A 23354-nucleotide genomic window follows, 5' to 3' on the forward strand; every position below is an offset into this window, starting at 1 on the left:
CGCCTGTGCGTTTCTCAGGGAAATCACAGGTTGCCGAAAGGGTGCTCTCAGAGGATCCCGACAGTGTGTCCATCATGACCACGACCTCGCCCCAGGGGCGCACCGAACTGCTGAGGCCGGACGGGAGCCCCGTCCGAGTGCTTGTGGTGGACGACGAGATGTCGATCACCGAGCTGCTGTCCATGGCCCTTCGCTACGAGGGATGGCAGATCCGCAGTGCGGGGGATGGCACGGGTGCCATCCAGACCGCGCGGGAGTTCCGGCCCGACGCCGTCGTTCTCGACATGATGCTGCCGGACATGGACGGGCTGACGGTGCTCGGGCGGCTGCGCCGTGAGCTGCCGGACGTTCCGGTGCTGTTCCTGACCGCGAAGGACGCGGTCGAGGACCGGATCGCCGGTCTCACCGCCGGTGGCGACGACTACGTCACCAAGCCGTTCAGCCTGGAAGAGGTCGTCGCACGGCTGCGGGGGCTGATCCGGCGCTCCGGTGCGGCCGACCGGCGCTCGGACTCCGTGCTCGTCGTGGGTGACCTGACCCTGGACGAGGACAGTCACGAGGTGTCGCGGGCCGGGGAGGGCATCCACCTCACCGCCACCGAGTTCGAGCTGCTGCGCTTCCTGATGCGCAACCCGCGGCGCGTGCTCAGCAAGGCGCAGATACTCGACCGGGTGTGGTCGTACGACTTCGGTGGGCAGGCCAATGTGGTCGAGCTCTACATCTCGTATCTGCGGCGGAAGATCGACGCCGGTCGTGAGCCGATGATCCACACCCGGCGGGGAGCCGGTTACCTGATCAAGCCTGCCGCGTCATGAGCGGACGGCGACGACCGCGCACGCAGAAGCGACGAGCGGGACAGCCGCGCACCCTGCGGGCGCGGCTCGTCGTCGCGTCCGTGGTGCTGATCGCCGTGGTGTGCGCGGTGATCGGTACGGTGACCACGCTGGCGCTCAGACAGCATCTGTACGACCAGTTGGATGAGCAGCTGAACGAGGCGATGGCGCGCGTGTCCGGCGACTTCGGGCCGCCCGGCGCAAGCAGGGACGGTGGTGCGCCTGGCCCGGCCGGCCGGCAGAGCCAGATCCGCAAGACGACCGATCTCATCGAGTTCGTCAAGCACAGCCCGCAGCAGCCCTCCGGCACGCTCGGCACGCTCGCGGCCAAGGTCGTCGACGGCGCCGTCACCGACGGCAAGGTCGGTAACAAGTCCTCGTCCAACTTCGAGATGAGCGCCGAGGACCTCACCGCTGACCAGAAGACCCACCTGGGCCAGGTCTCCCACGACGGCCGTGCGCACACCATGGACATTCCGGGGCTGGGTACGTACCGGGTCGAGTACAGGAGCGGCTACTACGTCGGCTTCCCCACGGCGGAAACCGACGGCAACATCAACACCCTGATCCTCGTCGAGGTCAGCGTCACAGCCGCCGGTCTCGGCGCCGCCGTCATCGCCGGTTACGTCCTCGTCGGCGTAGCCACCCGCCCCCTGCGCCGCGTCGCCGCCACCGCCACCCGGGTCTCCGAACTCCCCCTGCACACCGGCGAAGTGAACCTCAGTGAGCGCGTCCCCGAGTCCGAGACCGATCCGCACACCGAGGTCGGGCAGGTCGGGGCCGCGCTGAACCGGATGCTGGACCATGTCCATGGTGCGCTGCACGCGCGGCAGCAGAGTGAGATGCGGGTGCGGCAGTTCGTCGCCGACGCCAGTCACGAACTGCGCACCCCCCTGGCCTCCATCCGCGGGTACGCCGAGCTGACCAGACGCGGCAGGGAGCAGGTCGGGCCCGACACCCGGCACGCCCTCGGTCGTATCGAGTCCGAGGCGGGCCGGATGACGCTGCTGGTGGAAGACCTCTTGCTGCTCGCGCGGCTCGACGCCGGGCGGCCGCTGCAGTTCGAGCAGACCGATCTGATCCCGCTGGTCGTCGACACGGTCAGTGACTCCCGTGCGGCCGGCATGGACCACAACTGGCGGCTCGACCTGCCGGACGAGCCCGCCCTGGTGTCCGCGGACGCCGCACGGATCCAGCAGGTGCTCGTCAACCTGCTCGGCAACGCCCGCAAGCACACCCCGCCCGGTACGACGGTCACCGCACGGGTGCAGCGGCGCGGGCCCTGGATGTGCGTGGACGTCGAGGACAACGGTCAGGGGATCCCGGCGGAGCTGCTGCCGCATGTCTTCGAGCGGTTCGCCCGCGGTGACTCCTCGCGCTCCCGCGCCTCCGGTTCCACGGGCCTCGGGCTGGCGATCGTGCAGGCCGTCGCGACCGCGCACGGCGGTGCCGTGACCGTGGACAGCGTTCCTGGACGCACGGTGTTCACCGTGCATCTGCCGGCGCTCGCCCCGGTGGTGCCCCGCCCGGCCCCCGAGACGAACTGGCAGTCACACTCACAGGCAGACCACAGTGCCACCACATGGGTGCAACAGGGCACTTGACCAGAGTCGTTTCCATGCGAACCGACTCTTCTCCCGGCACCCTGCCGGCGCGGGAGCACCTCCCGGCCGGCGACGCCGGTACGCCTGTCCTGGACGTAGTGATCCCCGTCTACAACGAGGAGAAGGACCTCCAGCCGTGTGTGCTGAGACTGCACGACCACCTCAAGCGCACGTTCCCGTACGCGTTCCGGATCACGATCGCGGACAACGCGTCGACCGACACCACCCCGCTGGTGGCGGCGCGGCTGGAGACGGAGATCCCCGAGGTCTCCACCTTCCGACTGGAGCAGAAGGGCCGCGGTCGCGCCCTGCGGACCGTGTGGTCCGCCTCCGAGGCGCCGATCCTCGCCTACATGGACGTGGACCTCTCCACCGACCTCAACGCACTGCTGCCGCTGGTGGCGCCGCTGATCTCCGGTCACTCGGACCTGGCGATCGGCTCCCGGCTGGCCCGCTCCTCCCGCGTGGTGCGCGGGCCCAAGCGGGAGTTCATCAGCCGGGCGTACAACCTGATCCTGCGCGGCTCGCTGCAGGCCCGCTTCTCCGACGCGCAGTGCGGCTTCAAGGCGATCCGGCGTGATGTCGCGCAGGTGCTGCTGCCGCTGGTCGAGGACACCGGCTGGTTCTTCGACACCGAGATGCTCGTCATCGCCGAGCGCGCGGGGCTCCGTATCCACGAAGTGCCCGTCGACTGGGTCGACGACCCCGACTCCACCGTCCACATCGTGAGGACGGCGACCGAGGACCTCAAGGGGGTGTGGCGGGTAGGCAAGGCCCTGGCGACCGGGTCGCTGCCGCTGGACCGGATCACCCGGCCGTTCGGCGACGACCCGCGCGACCGCGACATCCAGGACGTGCCGAAGGGGCTGGCCCGCCAGCTCGTCGGGTTCTGTGTCGTCGGCGGTCTGTCGACCCTCTTCTATCTCGTCCTGTACAGCCTCTTCCGGCAGTTCGGCGGCTCGCAGGTCGCCAACGCGCTGGCCCTGCTGGTGTCGGCCATCGCCAATACGGCGGCCAACCGGCGCCTCACCTTCGGAGTGCGCGGCAGCGGCGGCGCCGTCCGGCACCAGGCTCAGGGCCTGGTCGTCTTCGGCATCGGCCTCGCGCTGACCAGCGGTTCGCTCGCCGCCCTGAACGCGGCGACCTCCGACCCCGGGCACTCCACCGAGCTGGCGGTCCTCGTCGCCGCCAACCTCGCCGCGACCGTGCTGCGCTTCCTGCTCTTCCGCGCCTGGGTGTTCTCCGACCGGCGGGACAGCGAGCCGTCCACCGTGGTGGCCTCGCCCACACCGGAGCCCGGCCCGACCACGCCGACGTACACCACGGCCCCCCAGCACGCCCGGCACCAGCAGCCGTACCAGCCGCTCCCGCAGCGTCCGGTCGCGCAGCCGGACCCGTACCGGACCACCCGGTTCCGCGCCGGTGACGTCGCGGACCAGCGCTGGGAGGACGCCACCCTGCATCTGCAGCCGGTGCGCCCGACCGACACCGAGCCGAGGGACTGACGATGACCACCCACTACGACCGGACGACCCAGCCGGGTCCCTCCGCGTGGGGCCCGCCACTGACGGCGACCACCGACGGGCCGGAGCCCGTCGCTCCCCGGCCCGCCCCGGCTCCCGGATCCGGTGAACCCGAGCAGCCCTTCGTCCGCAGACTCTGGCGCGGCCGCCCCGAGGACCCCCGCTGGGTACGCCCGGCCTTCCTCGGCCTGCTGCTCGCCACCGGACTGCTCTACCTCTGCAACCTGAGCGCCTCCGGTTACGCCAACTCCTTCTACTCGGCAGCCGTCCAGGCCGGCAGCAAGAGCTGGAAGGCGTTCTTCTTCGGCTCGCTGGACGCGGGCAACGCCATCACCGTCGACAAGCCCCCGGCTTCCCTGTGGCCGATGGAACTGGCGGTCCGGATCTTCGGCCTCAACTCCTGGGCGATCCTCGTCCCCGAGGTCCTGATGGGCCTCGCGACCGTCGCCGTCGTCTACGCGTCCGTGCGCCGCCGGTTCGGCCCCACGGCCGGACTGATCGCGGGCGCGGTGCTCGCGCTCACCCCCGTCGCGGCGCTGATGTTCCGGTTCGACAACCCGGACGCCATGCTGGCGCTGCTGATGTCGGTCGCATGCTACTTCGTGGTCCGGGCGCTGGAGGACGGCCGTACGAAGTGGCTGGTGTGGGCCGGTGTCGCGATCGGGTTCGCGTTCCTCGGCAAGACGCTGCAGGCCTTCCTGATCCTGCCGGCGCTCGCGATCGTCTACGCGGTCTGCGCGCCGGTGTCGCTGAGGAAGCGCCTCGGGCAACTGGCCGCGGCGACGGCCGCGCTGGTGGTGGCCGGCGGCTGGTGGGTCGCGATCGTCGAGCTGTGGCCCGCCTCCTCGCGCCCGTACATCGGAGGCTCGCAGGACAACAGCTTCCTTTCGCTGACCTTCGGCTACAACGGCTTCGGACGCCTGAGCGGCAACGAGACCGGCAGCGTCGGCGGCGGTGGCGGAGGCGGCGGCACCGGCATGTGGGGGGCGACCGGCTGGAACCGGATGTTCAACTCCGAGGTCGGCAGCCAGATCTCCTGGCTGCTGCCGGCCGCGCTGATCCTCCTCGTCGCGGGCCTGGTGGCCACGCGCAAGCACCCGCGGACCTCCGTGACCCGCGGTTCGTTCCTGGTCTGGGGCGGCTCGCTGCTCCTGACCATGGTCGTCTTCAGCTACATGGCGGGCATCTTCCACCAGTACTACACGGTGGCCCTCGCCCCCTACCTCGCCGCCGTGGTCGGCATGGGTTCCGCGCTCCTGTGGGAGAGGCGGCGCGAGACCTGGGCGTCCCTCACCCTCGCGGCCGCGGTCGTGGCGAGCGCCGCCTGGGGCTACGTACTCCTCAACCGCACCCCGGACTATCTGCCCTGGCTGAAGTACCTGGTCCTGGTCGGAGGCCTGACCTCCGCGCTCGGCCTGGTCTTCGCGGGCCGGATCAACCGGCAGCTCGCCCTCGGGGCGGCCGCCGTGGGCATCCTGGCCTCGCTGGCCGGCCCGACCGCGTACACCCTGTCCACCGTGAACAGTGCGCACACCGGTTCCATCGTCACGGCGGGCCCCGCCGGCGCGAGCATGATGGGCGGCGGCCGGGGCGGTCCCGGCGGCGCTGGCGGCATGCGGGGCGGCTTCGGCGGCGGTGGCATGCCAGGTCAGCAGAACCAGCACAACGGCAACGGCAACACCCAGAACGGCAACGGCTTCCCGGGCGGCGGCACGACCGGTAACGGCAACGGCGGCTTCGCCGGTGGCGGAATGCCGGGCCAGAACCAGCAGGGCGGTATGCCCGGTGGCCGGACGGGCGGCGGCATGCGCGGCGGCGGTGGCGTCGGCGGCCTGCTGAACGGCGCGAGCGTCTCCACCCAGGCCAAGAAGCTGCTGGAGGCGGACTCGTCCCGGTACACCTGGGTCGCGGCGGCCATCGGCGCACAGAACGCGGCGAGCTACCAGCTCTCCACCGGCGACCCCGTGATGGCCATCGGCGGCTTCAACGGCACCGACCCGTCGCCGACCCTCGCGCAGTTCGAGAAGTACGTGGCGGACGGCAGGATCCACTACTTCATCTCGTCCGGCACGGGCGGCGGCATGGGCGGCAGCAGCAGCGGCACGTCCTCGCAGATCACGTCGTGGGTCGAGAAGAACTTCAAGAAGGTCACGGTCGGTTCGTCGACCTTCTACGACCTGACGCAGAAGGCGAGCAGTTAGCAGTCGGGCACCACAGGGAGCAGCCGGCGAAGAGTGTTGTACACCGTATAGTGATCAGCTATACGGTGTATGGCATGTCTACGTCCCCGCAGATCCGGCCGCAGGGTCACCCCCGGCGCTGGCTGATCCTCGGTGTCATCTGTCTCGCCCAGCTCACCGTGCTGCTCGACAACACCGTCCTGAACGTGGCGATCCCCTCCCTCACCAGGGAGTTGGGCGCGACCACCTCCGACATCCAGTGGATGATCAACGCGTACTCGCTCGTCCAGTCCGGTCTGCTGCTCACGGCGGGCAGCGCGGCCGATCGTTACGGCCGCAAGAAGATGCTGATCGCGGGCTTGGCACTGTTCGGGATCGGTTCGCTGACCGCTGGACTGGCGGGCAGCACAGGGCAGTTGATCGCCGCCCGGGCCGGCATGGGAGTGGGCGGTGCGCTGCTGCTGACCACCACGCTGGCCGTGGCGATGCAGATCTTCACGACCGAGGAGCAGCCGAAGGCCATCGGCATCTGGGCGGCGGTCAACGCGCTGGGTTTCGCCGCGGGTCCGCTGCTCGGCGGGTTCATGCTGAACCACTTCTGGTGGGGAGCGATCTTCCTGGTCAACCTGCCGGTGGTGGCGCTGGGGCTGATCGCGGTCGTGGCCCTGGTCCCGGAGTCCCGGAATCCGCGCGGTGACCGCCCCGACCTCCTCGGCGCCCTGCTCTCCACGATCGGCATGGGCGCGCTGGTGTTCGCGATCATCTCCGGGCCGGGGCACGGGTGGACGTCGGGGCGGGTCCTCGGCACGGCGGCGGTCGCCGTCCTGGTCCTGGGTGCCTTCGCGTACTGGGAAGCCCGGATCCCGTACCCCATGCTCGACCCGCACTTCTTCAGGGACCGGCGGTTCACGGGTGCCGTCGCCGGTGCGGTGCTGATCACCTTCGGCATGGGCGGCGCGCTGTTCCTGCTCACCCAGCATCTGCAACTCGTGCTGGGTTACGGCCCCTTGGAGGCCGGTGTGCGGACGGCGCCGCTCGCGCTGACGGTCGTCGCGCTGAACTTCTCGGGGCTGTCGGCGAAGTGGGCTGCCAGGCTCGGTACGCCGGTGTCGATTGCGCTGGGGATGGTGCTGATGGCGGGTGGGCTGGTGTCCATCGCGCTGCTGGACTCCGGGGGTTATGCGGGGACCCTGATGGGGCTGTTGCTGATCGGTGGGGGGTGCGCGGTCGCCAACCCGGCGATGGCGCACGCCGTCATGAGCGCGATTCCTCCGGAGAAGGCGGGGGTGGGGGCCGGGGTCAACGGGACGCTCGCGGAGTTCGGGAACGGGCTGGGGGTCGCCGTGCTCGGAGCGGTGCTCAGCTCCCGTGTGCCGTCGGCCGGGTTGGCCGCGGGGTTGCAGACGGGGCAGTTGGTGGGAGCGGTGGCGGTACTGCTGGGTGGCTTCGTGGCGGCGGCGTTGCTGCGGCGGGCTGAGCGGGCACACTCGGGTGTGGTGGTCGCCCAGTAGCTCGCAGGGTGCGGTTGTTCGGCGGCTGCCCCTTGAGGGCGGCTGCCACTTGGCATCGTGATCAGTGAATGCAAGGGGAAGGTGCTCCAATGGTGAGGGCAGCCGAGCGGGCGGCGCGGACCAGTGTGTGGCTGGAGGGCAAGGTCCGCCGCGGCGGTCGTGGCGGGCAGCCGTCGGGGCTCGACCGGGACCGGATCACCGAGGCGACCGTGCGCCTGCTCGACGCGGAGGGGCTGGCCAAGTTCTCCATGCGCCGGCTGGCGGCCGAGCTGAACGTCACCGCGATGTCCGTCTACTGGTACGTCGACACCAAGGACGACCTCCTCGAACTCGCCCTGGACGCGGCCTTCGGCGAGATCGCCCTGCCGGAGCCGGACGCCGACGAGGACTGGCGCGACCAGCTGCGCGCGCTGGCCAGAAAGTACCGCTCGCTGCTGGTGCGCCATCCCTGGCTGTCGCCGCTCGCGGGCACCTTCCTCAACATCGGCCCGAACAACCTGGCCTTCGCCCGGGTCGTGCAACGCGTCATCCGCCGCACCGGGCTGCCCACGCACGGCCTGGCGGCGGCCATCTCGTCCGTCTTCCAGTTCGTGTACGGCTTCGGCACGATCGAGGGCCACTTCAACGCCCGCAGCGCCGACTTCGGCATGACCGCGGACGAGTACTTCAAGCACGCCATGAGCGCGGTGACGCAGGACCCGCAGGCCGCCGAGGTCGTCAAGGAGTCCGAGGACATCATGGCGGCCCGCGGCGGCGACACCGTGCACGAGATGTGGGAACGGGACTTCGACTTCGCCCTGGACCTGCTGGTGGCGGGCATCGAGGCGATGGTGGCCCGAGGCTGACGCGCTACTGCACGCGGCCCGGCCGGTGGGGACTACTCCCCGGACGCCAGCCGCGCCGGGAAGCCGCCGGTGGCCACCGGGCCCCGTCCCTTCCTTCTGCGCCCCTCGCGTTGCTTCGCAGGCTTCGGGGCGCTGCGCCGGACTCCGTCCGTCGAGGGCCCGGGCGGTGGTGACTACTCCCCGGACGCCAGCCGCGCCGGGAAGCCGCCGGTGGCTACCGGGCCCCACTTCTCCGGTGTGATCCGGATGATGGACTTGCCCTGCTTGACCATGGCCTCGCGGTATTCGTCCCAGTCCGGGTGCTCGCCGGCGATGTTGCGGTAGTACTCGACCAGCGGTTCCACGGATTCCGGGGAGTCGATGACCTCCGCCGTTCCGTCCACCTGGACCCACGGGCCGTCCCAGTCGTCGCTGAGCACGACGAGGCTGACGCGCTCGTCCCGCTTGGCGTTGCGGGTCTTGGCCCGTTCGGGGTAGGTGGAGACGACGATCCGCCCCGAGTCGTCGACCCCGCAGGTCAGCGGCGAGGCCTGCGGGCTGCCGTCGGCCCTGCGCGTGAGCAGGATGGCGCGATGGCGGGGGCGTACGAAGTCCAGCAGTTCGTCGAGGGAGACACGGGTGTTGCTCGCGATGTTCGGTGCCATGGCGCCAGCCTAGGCCCGTGCGGCCCGACGAGCCTGCCCCTGCCGTGCCTACGCCTGCGGCAGCGACTCCCCCTGCACCGCCTGGATGTCCAGCTCCACCTTCAACGTCGTGCCGATCGCGGCGATACCCGCCTGGAGCACCTGGTTGTAGTTCATGGCGAAGTCCTCGCGGCTCAGTTCCGTCGTCGCCCGGAACGCGGCGCGCGTCCCGCCCCACGGGTCCGCGCCCGTGCCCAGGTACGCCAGGTCCAGGTCCACCGGCCGTACGACCCCGTGCAGGGTCAGCTCCCCGTGCACGGTCCAGCGGTCCGCGCCCGCGGCCGTGAGACCCGTCGACCGGTAGGTGATCTCCGGGTGCTTCTCGACGTCCAGGAAGTCCGGCGAGCGCAGATGGTCGTCGCGCATGCCGTTGCCCGTGTCGATGGACGCGGCCCGGATCACCGCCTCGACCCGCGACTTCGCCACCTCGTCCGGGGCGATCTCGACGCGCCCGGCGAACTCCGTGAACCGCCCGTGCACGCTGGAGATCCCCAGGTGCTGGGCGACCGCGCCCACCGAGGAGTGCGCCGGGTCGATGGTCCACGGCCCGGGCGGCGGCAGCTCCGTACCGCCCTGCCGGGCCAGCGTCACCGCGCCCAGTTCGGCCCGTCCGCTCGCCGTGACGAGCGCGCTGGAGGCCACGGGCGCATACCCGACGGCCGTGACGATGACGGTGTACGCGCCCGGGGTGAGCTCGGTGGCGTCCCGTACGGCTCCGTCGGCGTCCGCCTCCGCGCGCAGCACCTGCGCGCCGGTCATGTCGGTCACGGTGACGACCGCGTGCGACACGGCCCATCCGTCCCGCGTACGGATCTTCGCGGTCAGGCCCATCTTGACTCCCTGTTTCTCCCAGCAGTGCAACTGGTCGTAGAGCTGGTCGTAGAACTCGTCGTAAAGAGACCGGCCCGTGGCGCCGGGCGCGCACCTCCGCTCAGAGCGCGCACGCCGTCCGCCACGGGCCGGAGTACCGAACTACTCGCCCGGATGGGCCAGTTCGATGTCGTGGTCGTCGACTCCGCGGCCGTTCACCGTCAGGGCGGTCGCGACCGGCGGGTAGCCCGTGGCGATGACCGTGTAGTCGCCGCCGTTCAGGTCGGTGAAGGCGTAGGCCCCGTCCGTGCCGGTGGTGGCCGTTCCCACCACGTTGCCCGCCGCGTCGACCAGGGTGACCCGGGCGTCGGCCAGCGGACCGTGCGGGGCGCGGACCACGCCCTGCAGCTGGGCGCCCGAGTCGAGGTCGATCTCGATACGGGTGACTCCGGCACCCCCCACCTCGACGGGCAGGGCGCGCGGCCGGTACCCGGCGGCGTTCACCGCGACGGTCACGGTCCCGGGCACCAGCTCGGCGAGCGAGAACTCGCCCTGCTCACCGGTGGCGGCGGTGGCCAGCAGCTCACCGCGGACATCGGTCACGATGACCATCGCGTCCTTGACGGGCAGCGTGGTCTCGGCGGCCCGCACCACACCGCTCAGCCCGCTGGTGCCGCTGAGCAGGATGTCGTACGAGAGAGGCTCACCGTTCACCACGACCGTGGACGCCTGCGGCTGGAAACCGTCGGCGGCGGCGATCAGGACGTAACTGCCCACGCTCGGCGCCTCGACGGCGTAGGAGCCGTCGGCCTGCGCGACCGACCGGCCCAGCTGCCGTCCCGCCAGCGAGATCAGCGTGACGGCGGCCTGCGGCACGGGCGCGCCCTCGTTGCCGCGGACGAAGCCGCGCACCGGGATCCCGCCGGAACCGGCGGACTCCTCGGGCCGGGCGAGGGTGGCCACGGCGGCCAGCCGCTGTGTGCCGTCGGCGGCGACATCAGTGTCGGAGACGGCCCAGCTCGGGACCTTCTCGGCGACCGGAGCAGCTGCCGCGGCCGGGGCCTCGACGGCGGCCGGAGCGGCCCCCGACTCGGCCGGCGTCTCGTCCGCGGCAGCGGCCTGCGCCAGCGCGCCCTTGGTCTTCAGCGGGACCTCCTTGATGAACAGGGTGATCAGGAACGCGACGGCCGCGAGGGCGCCGGCGATCAGGAAGACATCGGCGATGCCGTGGCCGTAGGCGCTCTCCATGAGGGTGCGCAGCGGCGCCGGGAGCTTGCCCATGTCCGGGATGCTGTCGGTGGAGGAGCTGGAACCGGCCAGCGCGGCACGGTACTGCGGGTCGAGGGCGGCGATGCCGTCCTTGACGTAGTGCGTGATCCGGTGGGACATCACCGCGCCCAGCGCGGACACGCCGACCGCACCGCCGAGGGAGCGGAAGAAGGTGACCGTGGAGCTGGCGGAGCCGAGGTCGCTCGGGTCGACCTGGTTCTGGGTGCACAGCACCAGGTTCTGCATCATCATGCCGATGCCGAGACCCAGCAGCGCCATGAAGATCGACATCTTCCAGTACGCCGTGTCGTAGCGGATGGTGCCGAGCAGACCGAGGCCCGCCGTCACCAGCACGCCACCGCTGACCAGCCAGGCCTTCCAGCGGCCTGTGCGGGTGATGAACTGACCGGAGACGGTCGACGACACGAACAGACCGCCGATCATCGGGATCGTCATGACGCCCGACATGGTCGGGGACTTGTCCCGCGCCAGCTGGAAGTACTGGCTGAAGAAGACCGTGCCGGTGAACATCGCGACACCGACGAACAGCGAGGCCAGCGACGCGAGGGTGATGGTGCGGTTGCGGAACAGCCGCAGCGGGATGATCGGCTCGCTCGCCTTGGACTCCACGAGCACGAAGACCAGACCGAGGACGATCGAACCGCCGACCATCGTGTACGTCTGCCAGGACAGCCAGTCGTACTTGTCACCGGCGAAGGTGACCCAGACCAGCAGCAGCGAGACGGCCGCGGCGATGAAGAACGCGCCGCCCCAGTCGACCTTCACGTCCCGCTTCACGACCGGCAGGTGCAGCGTCTTCTGCAGCACGATCAGCGCGAGGACGGCGAAGGGCACACCGACGTAGAAGCACCAGCGCCAGCCGAGCCAGCTGGTGTCGGTGATGACACCGCCGAGCAGCGGGCCGCCGACGGTGGCGACGGCGAAGGTCGCGCCGAGGTAGCCGGAGTAACGGCCGCGCTCGCGCGGGGAGATCATGGCGGCCATGACGATCTGGGCGAGGGCGGACAGACCGCCGACGCCGATGCCCTGGACGACACGGCAGGCGATCAGCATGCCGGCGTTCTGGGACAGACCCGCGGCCGCGGAACCCAGGACGTAGATGACCAGGGCTATCTGGACGAGGGCCTTCTTGCTGTACAGGTCGGCGAGCTTGCCCCACAGGGGAGTGGCCGCGGTCATCGACAGCAGGGCGGCGGTGACGACCCAGGTGTAGGCGGACTGGCCGCCGCCGAGGTCGCTGATGATGTGCGGCAGGGCGTTGGTGACGATCGTGGACGACAGGATCGCCACGAACATGCCGAGCAGCAGACCGGAGATGGCCTCCATGATCTGCCGGTGCGTCATCGGGGCGTACTCGGCGGAGCCTCCCCCGTGCTTGGCATGAGCCCGCACACCGGCTGGTGTGGTCGTTGCCATGGGCTTCCTTCTCTTAAGTGCTTGCGGGTGTACGGGTGGTCGGTTCGAGTTCGAGTGCGGGGGGCGGCAGCCGGGGCGGCAGGGCGCGGCAGTCGTCGAAGCTGGCCCGCAGGCGTTCCATGAGCCTGCTGAGCTGGGCGACCTCCTCGTCGCTCCAGTCGGCGAGCCGCTCGGCCAGCAGCTGGGTGGTCCGCTCGGACAGCGCCTCCAGCTGGGCCAGGCCCGTGGGCGTGAGGTGCAGGATCCGGGACCGTTTGTCCGCCGGGTCGGGGGACCGGTCGATCCAGCCGCGCTCGGCGAGGTGGGCGACATGGCGGCTGGTGACCGACATGTCCACGGCCAGCAGCTCGGCGAGCCTGCTCATTCGCATGTCGCCATGGCGTCCGAGCAGGATCAGCACCGCGGCGCTGCCGCTCGAGCAGTCGGACGGCATGATCCGCCCCAGCTCCCGCTTCACCGCGCCGAAGGCGCTGAACTGCCTCAGCAGCTCCTCGTACTGCGCCCGCTCGGCCATCACACCTCCCGCATTCGTTGCTTGGGGCAACCATAGAAGTCGTTGGTTGCTGCAGGCAAACAAAATGCCCCGATGCCGCACAAAAACTTGGCAAAGACAAGTATTGCGAACGTAAATACGCAGGTGAGGGCGGTTGTGGCCGGGAACCGCCCCCCACTTGGGCCACAACCGGTGATTCGCTAGGGTCTCGGGCTATGGCAAACCCCCAGGGCCCCCAGGGCAACCATGACCCCGCAGGCAGCACCCAGATGTTCCGCGCGTTCGTCGACGAGGGCCCGCAGGGCCGCCGTCAGCAGCAGGCGCCCGCGCCGGCCGGTCCGCGCATCGGCCTGATCGTCGGCATCGTCGTGGCCGTGGCGGTCGTGGCGGCCGTCGCCTGGCTGGCGCTCAAGTAGGGCCTGCCGCTACCTCCACTGGACGGTGACGTCCCGCGTCTCGATGTGCATGCCGAGCGGTACGCGCCAGGCGTCGACGCACACCGTCCAGGTCTTCCCTTCCCGCGCCCCGGCCCCGATCGGCACCGGAAGCCCGGCGGTCGACTCGACCGTCCCCCAGTCGATGCCGAGCGCCCCGATGATGTGCGTCCCGAATTTCACACTGCCGGAACGCACCGCGCTGCCGCCGGAGTTGGCGAAGTCCAGCGTGACGTCCTCGCACCAGCGCTTGTCGGTGGCTTTCCGGGCCGGATCGCTCCAGGTGAGAACGGCGGGCCCAGCGGGTGCCGGGTGGCTGGGAGTTGTCGTCGGCGACGGCGGATCCGTCGTCGTACGACCGGACTTGGCGCTGCTGCCCGACGGGCTGCCGTCTGCTCCGGGCGCTGCTGGCGGGGCGCCGGGCGAAGTCCCGCTGTCGGGCCCGGTGTTGCCCGTGGCCGCAGGGGCGGACCCGCTGTTCTTCCGCGGTCCGTCCAGCGGTACGAAGGTCACCCCGCCCGTCGGCGTCAGCGTCGTGGCGGAGGCCTGAGGCGCACCGCCCACGGCGCCGGTGGCGACGTAACCCTCGGCCCCGCCGCCCCCGCACGCGGCCAGCGCGGCTCCCAGGCAGACGACGGCCGCCGACGCGCCGATCACGGCGCCTCGACGGCCAGGTGTCCATGTCGTCCGAAGCATCGCGCCAGTGTGGCTGACACCCCGTCAGGAAGGAAGGGTTCAGTCGGAGATGAGCCCCTCCCGCAGCTGCGCCAGCGTCCGGGTCAGCAGCCGGGAGACGTGCATCTGCGAGATGCCGACCTCCTCGCCGATCTGCGACTGGGTCATGTTGGCGAAGAAGCGGAGCATGATGATCTGCCGCTCCCGGGGCGGGAGCTTGGCCAGCAGGGGCTTGAGGGACTCGCGGTACTCGACGCCCTCCAGGGCGGTGTCCTCGTAGCCGAGCCGGTCCGCGAGGGAGCCCTCGCCGCCGTCGTCCTCGGGCGCCGGGGAGTCCAGCGAGGAGGCGGTGTACGCGTTGCCGACCGCGAGGCCGTCGACCACGTCCTCCTCGGAGACGCCGAGCACCGCGGCGAGTTCGGGAACGGTCGGGGAGCGGTCCAGCTTCTGGGAGAGCTCGTCGCTGGCCTTGGTGAGGGCCAGGCGCAGCTCCTGCAGCCGGCGCGGGACCCGCACCGACCACGAGGTGTCGCGGAAGAACCGCTTGATCTCACCGACGACCGTCGGCATCGCGAAGGTCGGGAACTCCACGCCCCGTTCGCAGTCGAAGCGGTCGATCGCCTTGATCAGGCCGATGGTGCCGACCTGGACGATGTCCTCCATCGGCTCGTTGCGCGAGCGGAAGCGGGCCGCCGCGTAGCGCACCAGCGGGAGGTTGAGTTCGATGAGGGTGTCCCGGACGTACGCGCGCTCGGGGCTGGTCTCGTCGAGTGCGGCGAGCCGCAGGAAAAGGGAGCGGGACAGGGTGCGGGTGTCGATGGCATCCGAGGCCGGGGGGGCCGGGATGTCAGCGGCCGTAAGGGCCGGGGCCGGTGCGGTGTCGACGGCTGCCATCTCGTCGATGGAGCCGGGCACGGCGTCGGCGGGCGCTGACTCGCTCTTCGTGAGCGTGAGCACCTTCGAGCTGCCCTGGTCTGCGGACATGCCACCCCCTCTGGGTCGCGGGACGGTCGTGGCCGAGCCTCCTCCGGCGAGGAGTTCAGCCTTCACCTGAATACCGGAGCCGAAGCCGCGGCAAACGCGCTTGGGGAAGAATGTCACATGTCGGCAACACGCTGTAGTGACATGTCGACATGCGAGACACGAATCGGCCCTGGAAAAAGGGGGTCTGAGGCTTTTTCAGCGCAGAACTGTCGGGAACGGCCCTGGTGAGCGATTCGCTCGTGACGGTTATGCCTCGATCCTGTTTGCGGATCGCAGCCGCTGGAAGCTACGCGCGAGTAGCCGTGAGACATGCATCTGGGAGACACCGAGTTCCGCACTGATCTGCGACTGGGTGAGGTTGCTGTAGTAGCGCAGAAGAAGGATTCTCTGTTCCCGTTCCGGCAGTTGTACGAGGAGATGGCGGACGAGGTCGCGGTGCTCGACGCCGTCCAGGGCCGGGTCCTCGTAGCCGAGCCGGTCCAGGAGCCCCGGCAGCCCGTCGCCCTCCTGGGCGGCCTCCAGGGAGGTCGCGTGGTACGAGCGGCCTGCCTCGATACAGGAGAGCACCTCCTCCTCGGTGATGCGCAGCCGTTCGGCGATCTCGGCGGTCGTGGGCGTGCGCCCGAAGGCGGTCGTCAGGTCCTCGGTCGCGCTGTTGACCTGCACCCACAGCTCGTGCAGCCGGCGCGGGACGTGGACCGTGCGGACGTTGTCCCGGAAGTAGCGCTTGATCTCGCCGACGACGGTCGGCATCGCGAAGGTCGGGAACTGCACGCCCCGGTCCGGGTCGAAGCGGTCGATCGCGTTGATGAGCCCGATGGTGCCGACCTGGATCACGTCCTCCATCGGCTCGTTGCGGGAGCGGAAGCGGGCGGCCGCGTAGCGCACGAGCGGGAGGTTGGCCTCGATGAGCGCCCCGCGCACCCGGTTGTGCTCCGGCGTGCCCGGCCCGAGCCCCTTGAGCTCGCCGAAGAGCACCTGGGTGAGGGCCCGGGTGTCGGCGCCGCGGCTGCGCGGCGGTGCGGGCTCCGGTGGGGCCTCGGGGGCCTCCAGGGGCGGTGCTTGAGGCGCAGTACTGGCCGGCACGGTCAACTCCACCTCGCAATCGATCAACGTATTCGGCAAAAGCGGTCATAGCATCACAAGAGATGTGCACTGTGTGCAAGCACCGCATAACGCCGTGTTGAGGGCAAGTTGGGGCCCAATACGCATAAAGGCCCTGCGCCTTTCCGGCGCAGGGCCCAGCGGGGTCCGCTCAGTACTCGTAGTCGGCGATCACCCAGGTGGAGAACTCCTTCCACAGCGTCACGCCCGCCTGGTGCTCCGGGTGCTCGACGTAGCGGCGCAGCGCGGCCGCGTCGTCGAAGCCGGAGTTGATGGCGAAGTCGTACGCGATGGGGCGGTCGCTGATGTTCCAGCCCAGCTCCCAGAAGCGGATCTCGGGGATCTTCCCGTCCAGCGACCGGAAGGCGTCGACGCCCTCCAGGACGCGCGGGTCGTCGCGCTCGACGCCCTCGCCGAGCTTGAACAGGACGAGATGGCGGATCATGTGCGCTCCTAGCTACGGCCTAGTGGGCGCCGTTGGCGAGCCAGGTGAAGAAGTCGCCTATGGCCTTGGCGGCGTCCGATATGCCCTCGAACCCTATCTGGACGTAGCTGGCCGCCTTGGCCGGGTCCGTGATGATGACGTACAGCGCGAAGACCACGAGCACATAGACGGCGATCTTCTTGGCATTCACCGCCATTGCGGCCTCCCCAGTCACTGTTGCCCCACGACCGCACATGATCGCACGAAGGGCCCCGTCTCTCGACGGGGCCCTTCCCAAGCGGTAGCGGAGGGATTTGAACCCTCGGTGACTTGCGCCACACTCGCTTTCGAGGCGAGCTCCTTCGGCCGCTCGGACACGCTACCGAGGGAGACCTTACAGCACGCCGGGCAGTGCTCTGAAATCGGTATTCGGGGCGGGTGTGCAGGGGCCGGTGTTCAGCGGGAGCGGAAGAATTCGGTGAGGATCCGGGCGCAGTCCTCGGCGAGTACGCCCTCGATCACCTCGGGGCGGTGGTTGAGTCTGCGGTCGCGTACGACGTCCCAGAGGGAGCCGGCCGCGCCGGCCTTCTCGTCGCGGGCGCCGTAGACGACACGGTCCACCCGGGACTGCACGAGCGCGCCCGCGCACATCGTGCAGGGTTCGAGGGTGACGACCAGCGTGCAGCCGGACAGCCGCCACTCCCCGAGGTCGGCCGCGGCCCGGCGGATCGCGAGGATCTCGGCGTGCGCGGTCGGATCACCGGTGGCCTCGCGTTCGTTGTGTCCGGCGCCGAGCACGGTCGTACCGTCCGAGGCCAGTACGACGGCGCCCACCGGCACGTCGGCGCCCGCCCGTCCGGCCTCGTCCAGGGCGAGCCGCATCGCGGCCCGCCAGCGGTCGCGTACCGGGTCGGGGGTGCCTCCTTGGGTCGCTGCAGCGGTCAGCGGACGGTCTCCAGGACCTCCGAGGCGCCCAGGGCCTCGGCGATCGTGTTCAGGGCGTCCTCGTCGAGGGCGCGCAGCTCCTTGGCGCTGACACCGAGGTCGTCGAGGATCTCGGCGTCGCCGACCGGGCTGTGCGGCACGGACTCGGCGGACGACGTGTCCTCGTCGCCGTCGTCCTCGTCCTCACCGTCCTCGGTGCCGTCGAGGTCGAGGGACTCCAGGTCGGCGTCGTCGTCGCCGGGCTCCCTTCCGAGCAGTTCGTCGGTGAGCAGGATCTCGCCGTAGCTGCTGCGGGCAGCGGCGGCGGCGTCCGAGACGTAGATACGAGGGTCGTCCTCGCCGTCGACGCGGACGACACCGAACCAGGTTTCTTCCTGTTCGATCAGGATGAGCACCGTGTCGTCCTCGGTCGAGGCTTCCCGGGCGAGATCGGCCAGATCCGACAGGGTTTCCACATCGTCGAGCTCTGTGTCGCTCGCTTCCCACCCGTCTTCGGTGCGCGCGAGCAGTGCGGCGAAGTACACCGTGACTCTCCCACTGGTCTTAGGCGTGCCGGTTGGAGGTCCCCCCGGCGGGGCTCAGGGCGGGGAGAGCTGTGCTCCGAGCCCCACCCACTCGGAATCGTGGCAGAAACAAGGCGTTCAGGGGACGTCTTCGGCACCCTGTGTCTGCCGTCTTTGATCGGCCACGAGCGGGATCGTACGCGGCGATCGGCGTGTGCACGCAACGGGTTGCCCTCAGGCGCGTCCCGAGTCGGACCCCGAGCTACCAGCGGAAGGTGCGCATGCGCATGGCGTGGCGCAGCCGTGCGGTCTTCGCACGCCTGGGCTGCACACGGTCCCGCAGCTCACGGGCTTCGGCGAGGTCACGCAGGAACTGGGCCCTGCGACGCCGGCGCTCGGCGTCGGTCTCGGCCGACGACGAGTCCTTACGGGTTTCACGCTCAGGCAGGTCAGGCATAGGCACACCACCCCCCGGTACGTCCTCCCACTTTCCCTCTGATGGGCGGTTTGATGCCAGCGCAGCCGTCACTGAGGCGCGGTTACTGTTAGGGCATGCGTCTCCACGTCGTCGACCACCCCCTGGTCGCCCACAAGCTCACCACGCTGCGCGACCAGCGCACCGACTCCGCGACCTTCCGCCGTCTCGCCGACGAGCTGGTCACCCTGCTCGCCTACGAGGCCACGCGCGACGTGCGCACCGAACAGGTCGACATCACGACGCCGGTCTCCTCGACCACCGGCGTCAAGCTCGCCCGCCCGCGCCCCCTGGTGGTGCCGATCCTGCGGGCCGGGCTCGGCATGCTCGACGGCATGGTACGGCTGCTGCCGACGGCCGAGGTGGGCTTCCTCGGCATGATCCGCAACGAGGAGACGCTGCAGGCGTCGACGTACGCCTCGCGCATGCCCGAGGACCTCTCCGGGCGTCAGGTGTACGTCCTGGACCCGATGCTGGCCACCGGCGGCACGTTGGTCGCGGCGATCCAGGAGCTGATCAAGCGCGGGGCGGACGATGTGACCGCCGTGGTGCTTCTTGCGGCCCCCGAGGGGGTCGAGGTCATGGAGCGGGAGCTGGCGGGGACGCCGGTGACCGTGGTGACGGCGGCCGTGGACGAGCGGCTCAATGAGCACGGGTACATCGTGCCGGGGCTCGGGGATGCGGGGGATCGCCTCTACGGCGCTGCCGAGTAGGGCTTCGCCTTTTCGCCGTAGGGGCGCGGGTGTTTGGTGGCTGCGGGTTGTCTGTGGCTTGTCGCGCCCACGCGGCGGAGCCGCAAATCGACACCGCCCCGCGCCCCTGAAGGGGCGCTCTCAGCAGCGCTTCGTCGAAGACGTGGGCGTCGGCTGGGGATTGGCCAGTGCCGCCAGGGCCTGGTCCGCCGCCGGCTTCGGGGTGAGGTCCTTGAAGGCTGTGCCGAGGATCAGGTCGACGGCGGGGCCCTTGCGGGTGTCGGCCCGCTTCTCGGCGCCGGCGAGCTGCGTGGCGAGCACGGGCAGCGAGCTGTTCAGGGCGGACGGGGCGCCGAGCAGTATGCCGGTGCCCTTGACCTTCTTGTCGAACTCCTTCGACGCGTTGCCCACGTCACCGATCTTGAAGCCGCGCTTCTGCAGCTCGTCCGCCGTGTTCTTGGCCAGACCACTGCGGTCCGTGGCGTTGTAGACGTTGACCGTGATCGTGCCGGGCTTGGGCACGGGGGCCTTCTTGGTGTCGGCCGACGGGCGCGCCTTGGTCGCGCAGTCCGCCTTGGGGCCGGCCGCCGAGGCCTTCTCGCCACCGCCGGTGAAGAGGTCGATGAGCTGCAGCGTGCCCCAGCCGACCAGGCCGAGTGCGGCAACGGAGGCCACCAGGGCGACTCCGAGCCTGCCGCGCCTGCGCCTGCGCATTCGTGGGTATTTGTCCCCCGTGATCCGGTACTTACCACCCATGCCCGGCGGAGTCAGCATGCTCATGAGCGCAGCGTAGTGCGCCCGGGCGGCGATGCCTACTAGATGATCATTCGAGGCCGCACAGGTGAACCCGAAAGGGCCAAGCCGTCACCGGCAGCCCTTCGGGGGTGTGCGTCAGTCGAGTTCGAGCACGCGTGCGTGCAGCACCTGGCGCTGCTGCAGCGCGGCCCGCACCGCGCGGTGGAGGCCGTCCTCGAGATACAGGTCGCCCTGCCACTTGACGACGTGTGCGAACAGGTCGCCGTAGAAGGTCGAGTCCTCGGCCAGGAGGGTCTCCAGGTCGAGCTGTCCCTTGGTGGTGACGAGCTGATCGAGGCGGACCGGGCGCGGCGCGACGTCCGCCCACTGCCGGGTGCTTTCCCGGCCGTGGTCGGGGTACGGCCGGCCGTTTCCGATGCGCTTGAAGATCACACGGAAAGCCTACCGGTCAAGACCTTCCGGGCGCAGCCATGGCGACGCAGTGCGGGGACCGAAAAGAAGTTGCAAATCGGGGCAAAGGATCCGTACGGGTGTTACGCACAGGCTGTGGACGGCGAGCGTCGGCCCGGCGGAGGCGGTGGTTCACGGGGAACATCCGCCTCCGCCGGCGGATTCAGCGGTCCCGTTCCTTCGGGGGCTGCTCGGACTTAGGCTTCTGCGGGTTCTGCTTGGGTGCGTTGCGTGCGGCTTCGGCGCGCAGCAGGGCGCGCAGGACCGCGTACGGGTCGGTGGGCATGACTGTTTTCCCTGGTTCCTTGCGTGGTGACTGACTTTTCCGGGGGCCGGGATCTGTCAGCAGCGCAGGACCACGGAGCGCAGGGAGTGCAGGGCGTACGGCGGCCGGGGCGGCGCGGGAAGGGGGCGGTCCGCCGGGGTGCCGAGGGGCGGGGCCTGGAGCGGGGCGGGGCGCAGGGCCACGACGGTGCGGTGCAGGGCGTCGGCCGGTGGCCGCACGGCCGCGTCCAGGGCGTCGTACTCGACGATCTCCGTGGCGGAGGGCGGTGCCGCATGCACCTCCGCATGGGCGCCCGGGACCAGCAGGGCGAGCAGCAGGACGAGCGTCCGCAGCCAGGCGTGGCCGCGGGAGAGGCTTCGTACGGTGCTCACGAGAGGTCATTTGCCCATGCTTTGTCCCGCCTTCAGCATGTCGGGGCCGAGAACCGCCCGTTCGGGGGACCCGGCACGGCCTAACGGGTGCACGGCAGTTGCCGGGCCCGGCCGCGGATACGGATCGCGGTGACGATCTCGACCACGCCGACCGCGACCAGCCAGATGCCGCCGAGCAGGGTGAGCACGGCGACCGAATGCAATGGCGAGTCGATCAGCACGATCCCGCCGAGGAAGGTGACGATCCCGAGGAAGATCTGCCAGCCGCGGGCCGGCATGGTGCTGTCGGAGGCGGCGGCCAGGGTCTGGGTGATTCCCCGGATGAGCCAGCCGATGGCGATCCACAGGGCCAGCAGCAGGATCGACCGCATCGGGCCGCGCAGACAGAAAAGGCCCAGCAGGATCGACAGGGAACCGCTGATGAAGGCCAGGACGCGCAGGGCCGTGGTCTTGTGTGTGCCGAAGGCGGCGACCAGCTGGAAGATGCCGCTGATCAGGAGGTAGACGCCGAAGAGGACGCCGGCCGCGAGCAGGGAGGCTCCCGGCCAGACCAGGACCAGCACGCCGAGGACCAGGGAGGCGATGCCGGTGAGCAGGACGATCTGCCAGGCGGCGCGGGAGAGCGCGTGCAGGGCACCTTCCAAGGGGGGCTCCGGCTCATGCGGGCCCGTCGGGCGTCCGGCGGTGTGGACCTGCGAGCCCGCGCAAGAGGCGCTCGATGGCTCGGTCATGTTCCATGCTTGGACCGGCCGCGGGCGGCGCGCCGCCTCTGGGAGCCGGTCGGCTGACGGCTACTTCCCGGCGGCCTTCGCTGCCTTCGCGGCCGCCTTCATCTCCTGCTTGTGCGCCCGGACCTTGGCCAGCGACTCGGGCCCCTCGATGTCGGCGACGGAACGGTGGCAGTTCGCCTCGCCGTATCCGCCCGCGGCCTCCCGCCAGCCCTTGGGCCGTACGCCGAGCTGCTTGCCCAGCAGGGCCAGGAAGATCTGCGCCTTCTGCTTGCCGAAGCCGGGCAGCTCCTGAAGGCGCTTGAGGAGCTCACGCCCGTCGGTCACGCCCTTCCAGACGAGCTCGGCGTTGCCGTCGTAGTGCTCGACGAGGTACTGGCACAGCTGCTGGACGCGCTTGGCCATGGAGCCCGGGTAGCGGTGCACGGCCGGCTTCTCGGACAGCAGCGCGGCGAAGGCGTCCGGGTCCATGACGGCGATCTCGTGCGCGTCCAGGTCGTCGGCGCCGAGCCGGTCCGCGATCGTGCGGGGCCCCTTGAACGCCCACTCCATCGGGACCTGCTGGTCCAGCAGCATCCCGACGAGCACGGCGAGCGGAGAGCGTCCGAGGAGCTCGTCGGCCTTGGGGTCCTGGGCGAGGTGCAGGGTGACGTCCATGCCTCCGATCATGCCGCTTTCATGCCGCGGGGACGATTCCAGCGCACCCACCCTCGGTGCTCGGACCGGCCGGTGGTCGTGCTGCCCCGAGAAGAAGGCCCAATTGGCTTTTCCGCGGGGGGAGGTAGCCTTCCGCGAATGACTCCTGAGGACCTCGTCGCGCACTACGGACTGGAACCGATCCCGCGCGAAGGCGGCCTGTTCCGCCAGACCTGGGCGGGCCCCGAGCGCGCCGACGGACGGCCGGAGGGCACCGCGATCGTCGCCCTGCTGACGGCCGACGACCACTCGGCCCTGCACCGCCTGCCCACCGACGAGATCTGGCACTTCTACCTGGGTGATCCGCTGGAGCTGCTGCTCCTCGCACCGGACGGGACGTCCAGGACGGTGGTGCTCGGACCGGACGTACTGGGCGGCCAGCAGCCCCAGACGACCGTGCCGGCCGGCACCTGGATGGGCGGACGGGTCGCCGCGGGCGGGGCGTGGACGTTCTTCGGATGCACGATGGCACCCGGGTTCACCTACGAGGGCTACGAGCACGGGGACGCGGCCGAGCTCACGCCGCGGTATCCGGCCGAGGCCGACCGGATTGCGGAACTGTGCCGTCCATGAAGCTGCCGGAGGGACAGGTCGTTCCTGGCCATGTCGGCGACGCGTGCCCGGTTTCGTGGCCGGTCCCCTC

The 23354-nt window shown here is 70.3% G+C and carries 27 protein-coding genes and 1 tRNA gene; 9 read left to right on the top strand and 19 right to left on the bottom strand.

All coding sequences use genetic code 11. The features are described from left to right. Positions 1-74: 74 nt before the first annotated feature. The 6 genes from ABD355_RS27190 to ABD355_RS27215 all read left to right on the top strand — a co-directional run bounded on the left by ABD355_RS27190 (position 75) and on the right by ABD355_RS27215 (position 8496). The gene (locus tag ABD355_RS27190; protein ID WP_311736776.1) at positions 75-815 is read left to right on the top strand and encodes a response regulator transcription factor; all 741 of its coding nucleotides are present in this window, start codon (positions 75-77) and stop codon (positions 813-815) included. Further along, complete coding sequence (locus ABD355_RS27195; RefSeq protein ID WP_344403309.1) at positions 812-2437, top strand: sensor histidine kinase; 1626 nt, start codon at positions 812-814, stop codon at positions 2435-2437. The genes ABD355_RS27190 and ABD355_RS27195 overlap by 4 nt, the downstream gene beginning before the upstream one ends. Positions 2438-2451: 14 nt before the next feature. Beyond that, positions 2452-3942 (top strand): bifunctional glycosyltransferase family 2/GtrA family protein, encoded by a 1491-nt coding sequence (locus tag ABD355_RS27200; RefSeq protein ID WP_344403311.1) that lies wholly within the window; start codon positions 2452-2454, stop codon positions 3940-3942. Positions 3943-3944: 2 nt separating this feature from the next. Beyond that, complete coding sequence (locus ABD355_RS27205) at positions 3945-6161, top strand: glycosyltransferase family 39 protein (RefSeq protein ID WP_344403312.1); 2217 nt, start codon at positions 3945-3947, stop codon at positions 6159-6161. Between the two features lie 74 nt (positions 6162-6235). After that, positions 6236-7651, top strand: a complete 1416-nt coding sequence (locus tag ABD355_RS27210; protein WP_344403313.1) for an MFS transporter — start codon at positions 6236-6238, stop codon at positions 7649-7651. Between the two features lie 89 nt (positions 7652-7740). After that, a complete protein-coding gene (locus tag ABD355_RS27215) occupies positions 7741-8496 on the top strand; it encodes a TetR/AcrR family transcriptional regulator (protein WP_344403314.1) in 756 nt (251 codons plus the stop codon). Between the two features lie 173 nt (positions 8497-8669). Here ABD355_RS27215 and ABD355_RS27220 read toward each other — a convergent pair whose 3' ends face one another. The 4 genes from ABD355_RS27220 to ABD355_RS27235 all read right to left on the bottom strand — a co-directional run bounded on the left by ABD355_RS27220 (position 8670) and on the right by ABD355_RS27235 (position 13209). Continuing rightward, entirely contained in the window at positions 8670-9140 is a 471-nt protein-coding gene (locus ABD355_RS27220; protein WP_344403315.1) for a PPOX class F420-dependent oxidoreductase, read from the bottom strand. A gap of 48 nt (positions 9141-9188) precedes the next feature. Further along, positions 9189-10010, bottom strand: coding sequence for a YceI family protein (locus tag ABD355_RS27225; RefSeq protein ID WP_344403317.1), 822 nt, complete (start codon positions 10008-10010; stop codon positions 9189-9191). Positions 10011-10151: 141 nt separating this feature from the next. After that, positions 10152-12623 carry an MFS transporter gene (locus ABD355_RS27230; RefSeq protein WP_486388679.1) on the bottom strand — a complete coding sequence of 824 codons (2472 nt, stop codon included), beginning with the start codon at positions 12621-12623 and terminating at the stop codon, positions 10152-10154. Positions 12624-12708: 85 nt separating this feature from the next. Continuing rightward, the gene (locus tag ABD355_RS27235) at positions 12709-13209 is read right to left on the bottom strand and encodes a MarR family winged helix-turn-helix transcriptional regulator (protein ID WP_344403319.1); all 501 of its coding nucleotides are present in this window, start codon (positions 13207-13209) and stop codon (positions 12709-12711) included. 194 nt (positions 13210-13403) lie between these two features. On the opposite strand from ABD355_RS27235, the gene ABD355_RS27240 reads away from it, so the two are divergent. Beyond that, a complete protein-coding gene (locus tag ABD355_RS27240; protein ID WP_099929976.1) occupies positions 13404-13604 on the top strand; it encodes a hypothetical protein in 201 nt (66 codons plus the stop codon). 9 nt (positions 13605-13613) lie between these two features. On the opposite strand, the gene ABD355_RS27245 is transcribed toward ABD355_RS27240, so the two are convergent. From ABD355_RS27245 to ABD355_RS27285, 9 genes are all read right to left on the bottom strand, one after another. Continuing rightward, positions 13614-14318 carry a hypothetical protein gene (locus ABD355_RS27245; protein ID WP_344403320.1) on the bottom strand — a complete coding sequence of 235 codons (705 nt, stop codon included), beginning with the start codon at positions 14316-14318 and terminating at the stop codon, positions 13614-13616. Between the two features lie 39 nt (positions 14319-14357). Further along, entirely contained in the window at positions 14358-15281 is a 924-nt protein-coding gene (locus ABD355_RS27250; RefSeq protein WP_115907172.1) for a SigB/SigF/SigG family RNA polymerase sigma factor, read from the bottom strand. Positions 15282-15527: 246 nt separating this feature from the next. Then, positions 15528-16367 carry an RNA polymerase sigma factor SigF gene (locus ABD355_RS27255; protein ID WP_344403322.1) on the bottom strand — a complete coding sequence of 280 codons (840 nt, stop codon included), beginning with the start codon at positions 16365-16367 and terminating at the stop codon, positions 15528-15530. A 169-nt stretch (positions 16368-16536) separates the two neighbouring features. Next, the gene (locus ABD355_RS27260) at positions 16537-16830 is read right to left on the bottom strand and encodes a Dabb family protein (RefSeq protein WP_266957404.1); all 294 of its coding nucleotides are present in this window, start codon (positions 16828-16830) and stop codon (positions 16537-16539) included. Between the two features lie 19 nt (positions 16831-16849). Beyond that, entirely contained in the window at positions 16850-17026 is a 177-nt protein-coding gene (locus tag ABD355_RS27265; RefSeq protein ID WP_181922395.1) for a hypothetical protein, read from the bottom strand. An 82-nt stretch (positions 17027-17108) separates the two neighbouring features. Continuing rightward, a tRNA-Ser gene (locus ABD355_RS27270) sits at positions 17109-17193 on the bottom strand. Positions 17194-17265: 72 nt separating this feature from the next. Beyond that, positions 17266-17691, bottom strand: a complete 426-nt coding sequence (gene tadA, locus ABD355_RS27275) for a tRNA adenosine(34) deaminase TadA (protein WP_099934251.1) — start codon at positions 17689-17691, stop codon at positions 17266-17268. Positions 17692-17750: 59 nt separating this feature from the next. Further along, positions 17751-18278 carry a tRNA adenosine deaminase-associated protein gene (locus ABD355_RS27280; RefSeq protein WP_344403323.1) on the bottom strand — a complete coding sequence of 176 codons (528 nt, stop codon included), beginning with the start codon at positions 18276-18278 and terminating at the stop codon, positions 17751-17753. 241 nt (positions 18279-18519) lie between these two features. Further along, the gene (locus ABD355_RS27285; protein ID WP_344403324.1) at positions 18520-18714 is read right to left on the bottom strand and encodes a hypothetical protein; all 195 of its coding nucleotides are present in this window, start codon (positions 18712-18714) and stop codon (positions 18520-18522) included. Between the two features lie 95 nt (positions 18715-18809). On the opposite strand from ABD355_RS27285, the gene upp reads away from it, so the two are divergent. Further along, on the top strand, positions 18810-19445 hold the full coding sequence (gene upp / locus ABD355_RS27290; protein ID WP_344403326.1) for a uracil phosphoribosyltransferase: 636 nt from the start codon (positions 18810-18812) through the stop codon (positions 19443-19445). A 120-nt stretch (positions 19446-19565) separates the two neighbouring features. Here the strand turns inward: upp and ABD355_RS27295 are convergent, their stop codons facing one another. The 6 genes from ABD355_RS27295 to ABD355_RS27320 all read right to left on the bottom strand — a co-directional run bounded on the left by ABD355_RS27295 (position 19566) and on the right by ABD355_RS27320 (position 22672). Beyond that, positions 19566-20204, bottom strand: coding sequence for a LytR C-terminal domain-containing protein (locus tag ABD355_RS27295; protein ID WP_344403327.1), 639 nt, complete (start codon positions 20202-20204; stop codon positions 19566-19568). Between the two features lie 111 nt (positions 20205-20315). Next, the gene (locus ABD355_RS27300) at positions 20316-20612 is read right to left on the bottom strand and encodes a type II toxin-antitoxin system VapB family antitoxin (protein ID WP_003999914.1); all 297 of its coding nucleotides are present in this window, start codon (positions 20610-20612) and stop codon (positions 20316-20318) included. A gap of 181 nt (positions 20613-20793) precedes the next feature. Continuing rightward, a complete protein-coding gene (locus ABD355_RS27305) occupies positions 20794-20916 on the bottom strand; it encodes a hypothetical protein (RefSeq protein ID WP_344403328.1) in 123 nt (40 codons plus the stop codon). Positions 20917-20972: 56 nt separating this feature from the next. Beyond that, complete coding sequence (locus ABD355_RS27310; protein ID WP_344403329.1) at positions 20973-21287, bottom strand: hypothetical protein; 315 nt, start codon at positions 21285-21287, stop codon at positions 20973-20975. A gap of 80 nt (positions 21288-21367) precedes the next feature. Next, positions 21368-22018 (bottom strand): HdeD family acid-resistance protein, encoded by a 651-nt coding sequence (locus tag ABD355_RS27315; RefSeq protein ID WP_344403330.1) that lies wholly within the window; start codon positions 22016-22018, stop codon positions 21368-21370. Between the two features lie 60 nt (positions 22019-22078). Further along, entirely contained in the window at positions 22079-22672 is a 594-nt protein-coding gene (locus tag ABD355_RS27320) for an HhH-GPD-type base excision DNA repair protein (protein ID WP_344403331.1), read from the bottom strand. A 138-nt stretch (positions 22673-22810) separates the two neighbouring features. On the opposite strand from ABD355_RS27320, the gene ABD355_RS27325 reads away from it, so the two are divergent. Continuing rightward, on the top strand, positions 22811-23284 hold the full coding sequence (locus tag ABD355_RS27325; RefSeq protein ID WP_344403332.1) for a cupin domain-containing protein: 474 nt from the start codon (positions 22811-22813) through the stop codon (positions 23282-23284). The last annotated feature ends 70 nt before the right edge of the window (positions 23285-23354 follow it).

Source organism: Streptomyces longisporus (assembly GCF_039532765.1).
Classification (GTDB): Bacteria; Actinomycetota; Actinomycetes; order Streptomycetales; family Streptomycetaceae; genus Streptomyces; species Streptomyces longisporus.

Excerpts from the sequence above, each read along its gene's own strand:
- ABD355_RS27190 (WP_311736776.1), top strand. The coding sequence starts at position 75 with ATGACCACGACCTCGCCCCAGGGGCGCACCGAACTGCTGAGGCCGGAC.
- ABD355_RS27195 (WP_344403309.1), top strand. The coding sequence starts at position 812 with ATGAGCGGACGGCGACGACCGCGCACGCAGAAGCGACGAGCGGGACAG.
- ABD355_RS27200 (WP_344403311.1), top strand. The coding sequence starts at position 2,452 with ATGCGAACCGACTCTTCTCCCGGCACCCTGCCGGCGCGGGAGCACCTC.
- ABD355_RS27205 (WP_344403312.1), top strand. The coding sequence starts at position 3,945 with ATGACCACCCACTACGACCGGACGACCCAGCCGGGTCCCTCCGCGTGG.
- ABD355_RS27210 (WP_344403313.1), top strand. The coding sequence starts at position 6,236 with ATGTCTACGTCCCCGCAGATCCGGCCGCAGGGTCACCCCCGGCGCTGG.
- ABD355_RS27215 (WP_344403314.1), top strand. The coding sequence starts at position 7,741 with ATGGTGAGGGCAGCCGAGCGGGCGGCGCGGACCAGTGTGTGGCTGGAG.
- ABD355_RS27220 (WP_344403315.1), bottom strand. The coding sequence starts at position 9,140 with ATGGCACCGAACATCGCGAGCAACACCCGTGTCTCCCTCGACGAACTG.
- ABD355_RS27225 (WP_344403317.1), bottom strand. The coding sequence starts at position 10,010 with ATGGGCCTGACCGCGAAGATCCGTACGCGGGACGGATGGGCCGTGTCG.
- ABD355_RS27230 (WP_486388679.1), bottom strand. The coding sequence starts at position 12,623 with ATGACGCACCGGCAGATCATGGAGGCCATCTCCGGTCTGCTGCTCGGC.
- ABD355_RS27235 (WP_344403319.1), bottom strand. The coding sequence starts at position 13,209 with ATGGCCGAGCGGGCGCAGTACGAGGAGCTGCTGAGGCAGTTCAGCGCC.
- ABD355_RS27240 (WP_099929976.1), top strand. The coding sequence starts at position 13,404 with ATGGCAAACCCCCAGGGCCCCCAGGGCAACCATGACCCCGCAGGCAGC.
- ABD355_RS27245 (WP_344403320.1), bottom strand. The coding sequence starts at position 14,318 with ATGCTTCGGACGACATGGACACCTGGCCGTCGAGGCGCCGTGATCGGC.
- ABD355_RS27250 (WP_115907172.1), bottom strand. The coding sequence starts at position 15,281 with ATGTCCGCAGACCAGGGCAGCTCGAAGGTGCTCACGCTCACGAAGAGC.
- ABD355_RS27260 (WP_266957404.1), bottom strand. The coding sequence starts at position 16,830 with ATGATCCGCCATCTCGTCCTGTTCAAGCTCGGCGAGGGCGTCGAGCGC.
- ABD355_RS27265 (WP_181922395.1), bottom strand. The coding sequence starts at position 17,026 with ATGGCGGTGAATGCCAAGAAGATCGCCGTCTATGTGCTCGTGGTCTTC.
- tadA (WP_099934251.1), bottom strand. The coding sequence starts at position 17,691 with ATGCGGCTCGCCCTGGACGAGGCCGGACGGGCGGGCGCCGACGTGCCG.
- ABD355_RS27285 (WP_344403324.1), bottom strand. The coding sequence starts at position 18,714 with ATGCCTGACCTGCCTGAGCGTGAAACCCGTAAGGACTCGTCGTCGGCC.
- upp (WP_344403326.1), top strand. The coding sequence starts at position 18,810 with ATGCGTCTCCACGTCGTCGACCACCCCCTGGTCGCCCACAAGCTCACC.
- ABD355_RS27295 (WP_344403327.1), bottom strand. The coding sequence starts at position 20,204 with ATGAGCATGCTGACTCCGCCGGGCATGGGTGGTAAGTACCGGATCACG.
- ABD355_RS27305 (WP_344403328.1), bottom strand. The coding sequence starts at position 20,916 with ATGCCCACCGACCCGTACGCGGTCCTGCGCGCCCTGCTGCGCGCCGAA.
- ABD355_RS27315 (WP_344403330.1), bottom strand. The coding sequence starts at position 22,018 with ATGACCGAGCCATCGAGCGCCTCTTGCGCGGGCTCGCAGGTCCACACC.
- ABD355_RS27320 (WP_344403331.1), bottom strand. The coding sequence starts at position 22,672 with ATGGACGTCACCCTGCACCTCGCCCAGGACCCCAAGGCCGACGAGCTC.
- ABD355_RS27325 (WP_344403332.1), top strand. The coding sequence starts at position 22,811 with ATGACTCCTGAGGACCTCGTCGCGCACTACGGACTGGAACCGATCCCG.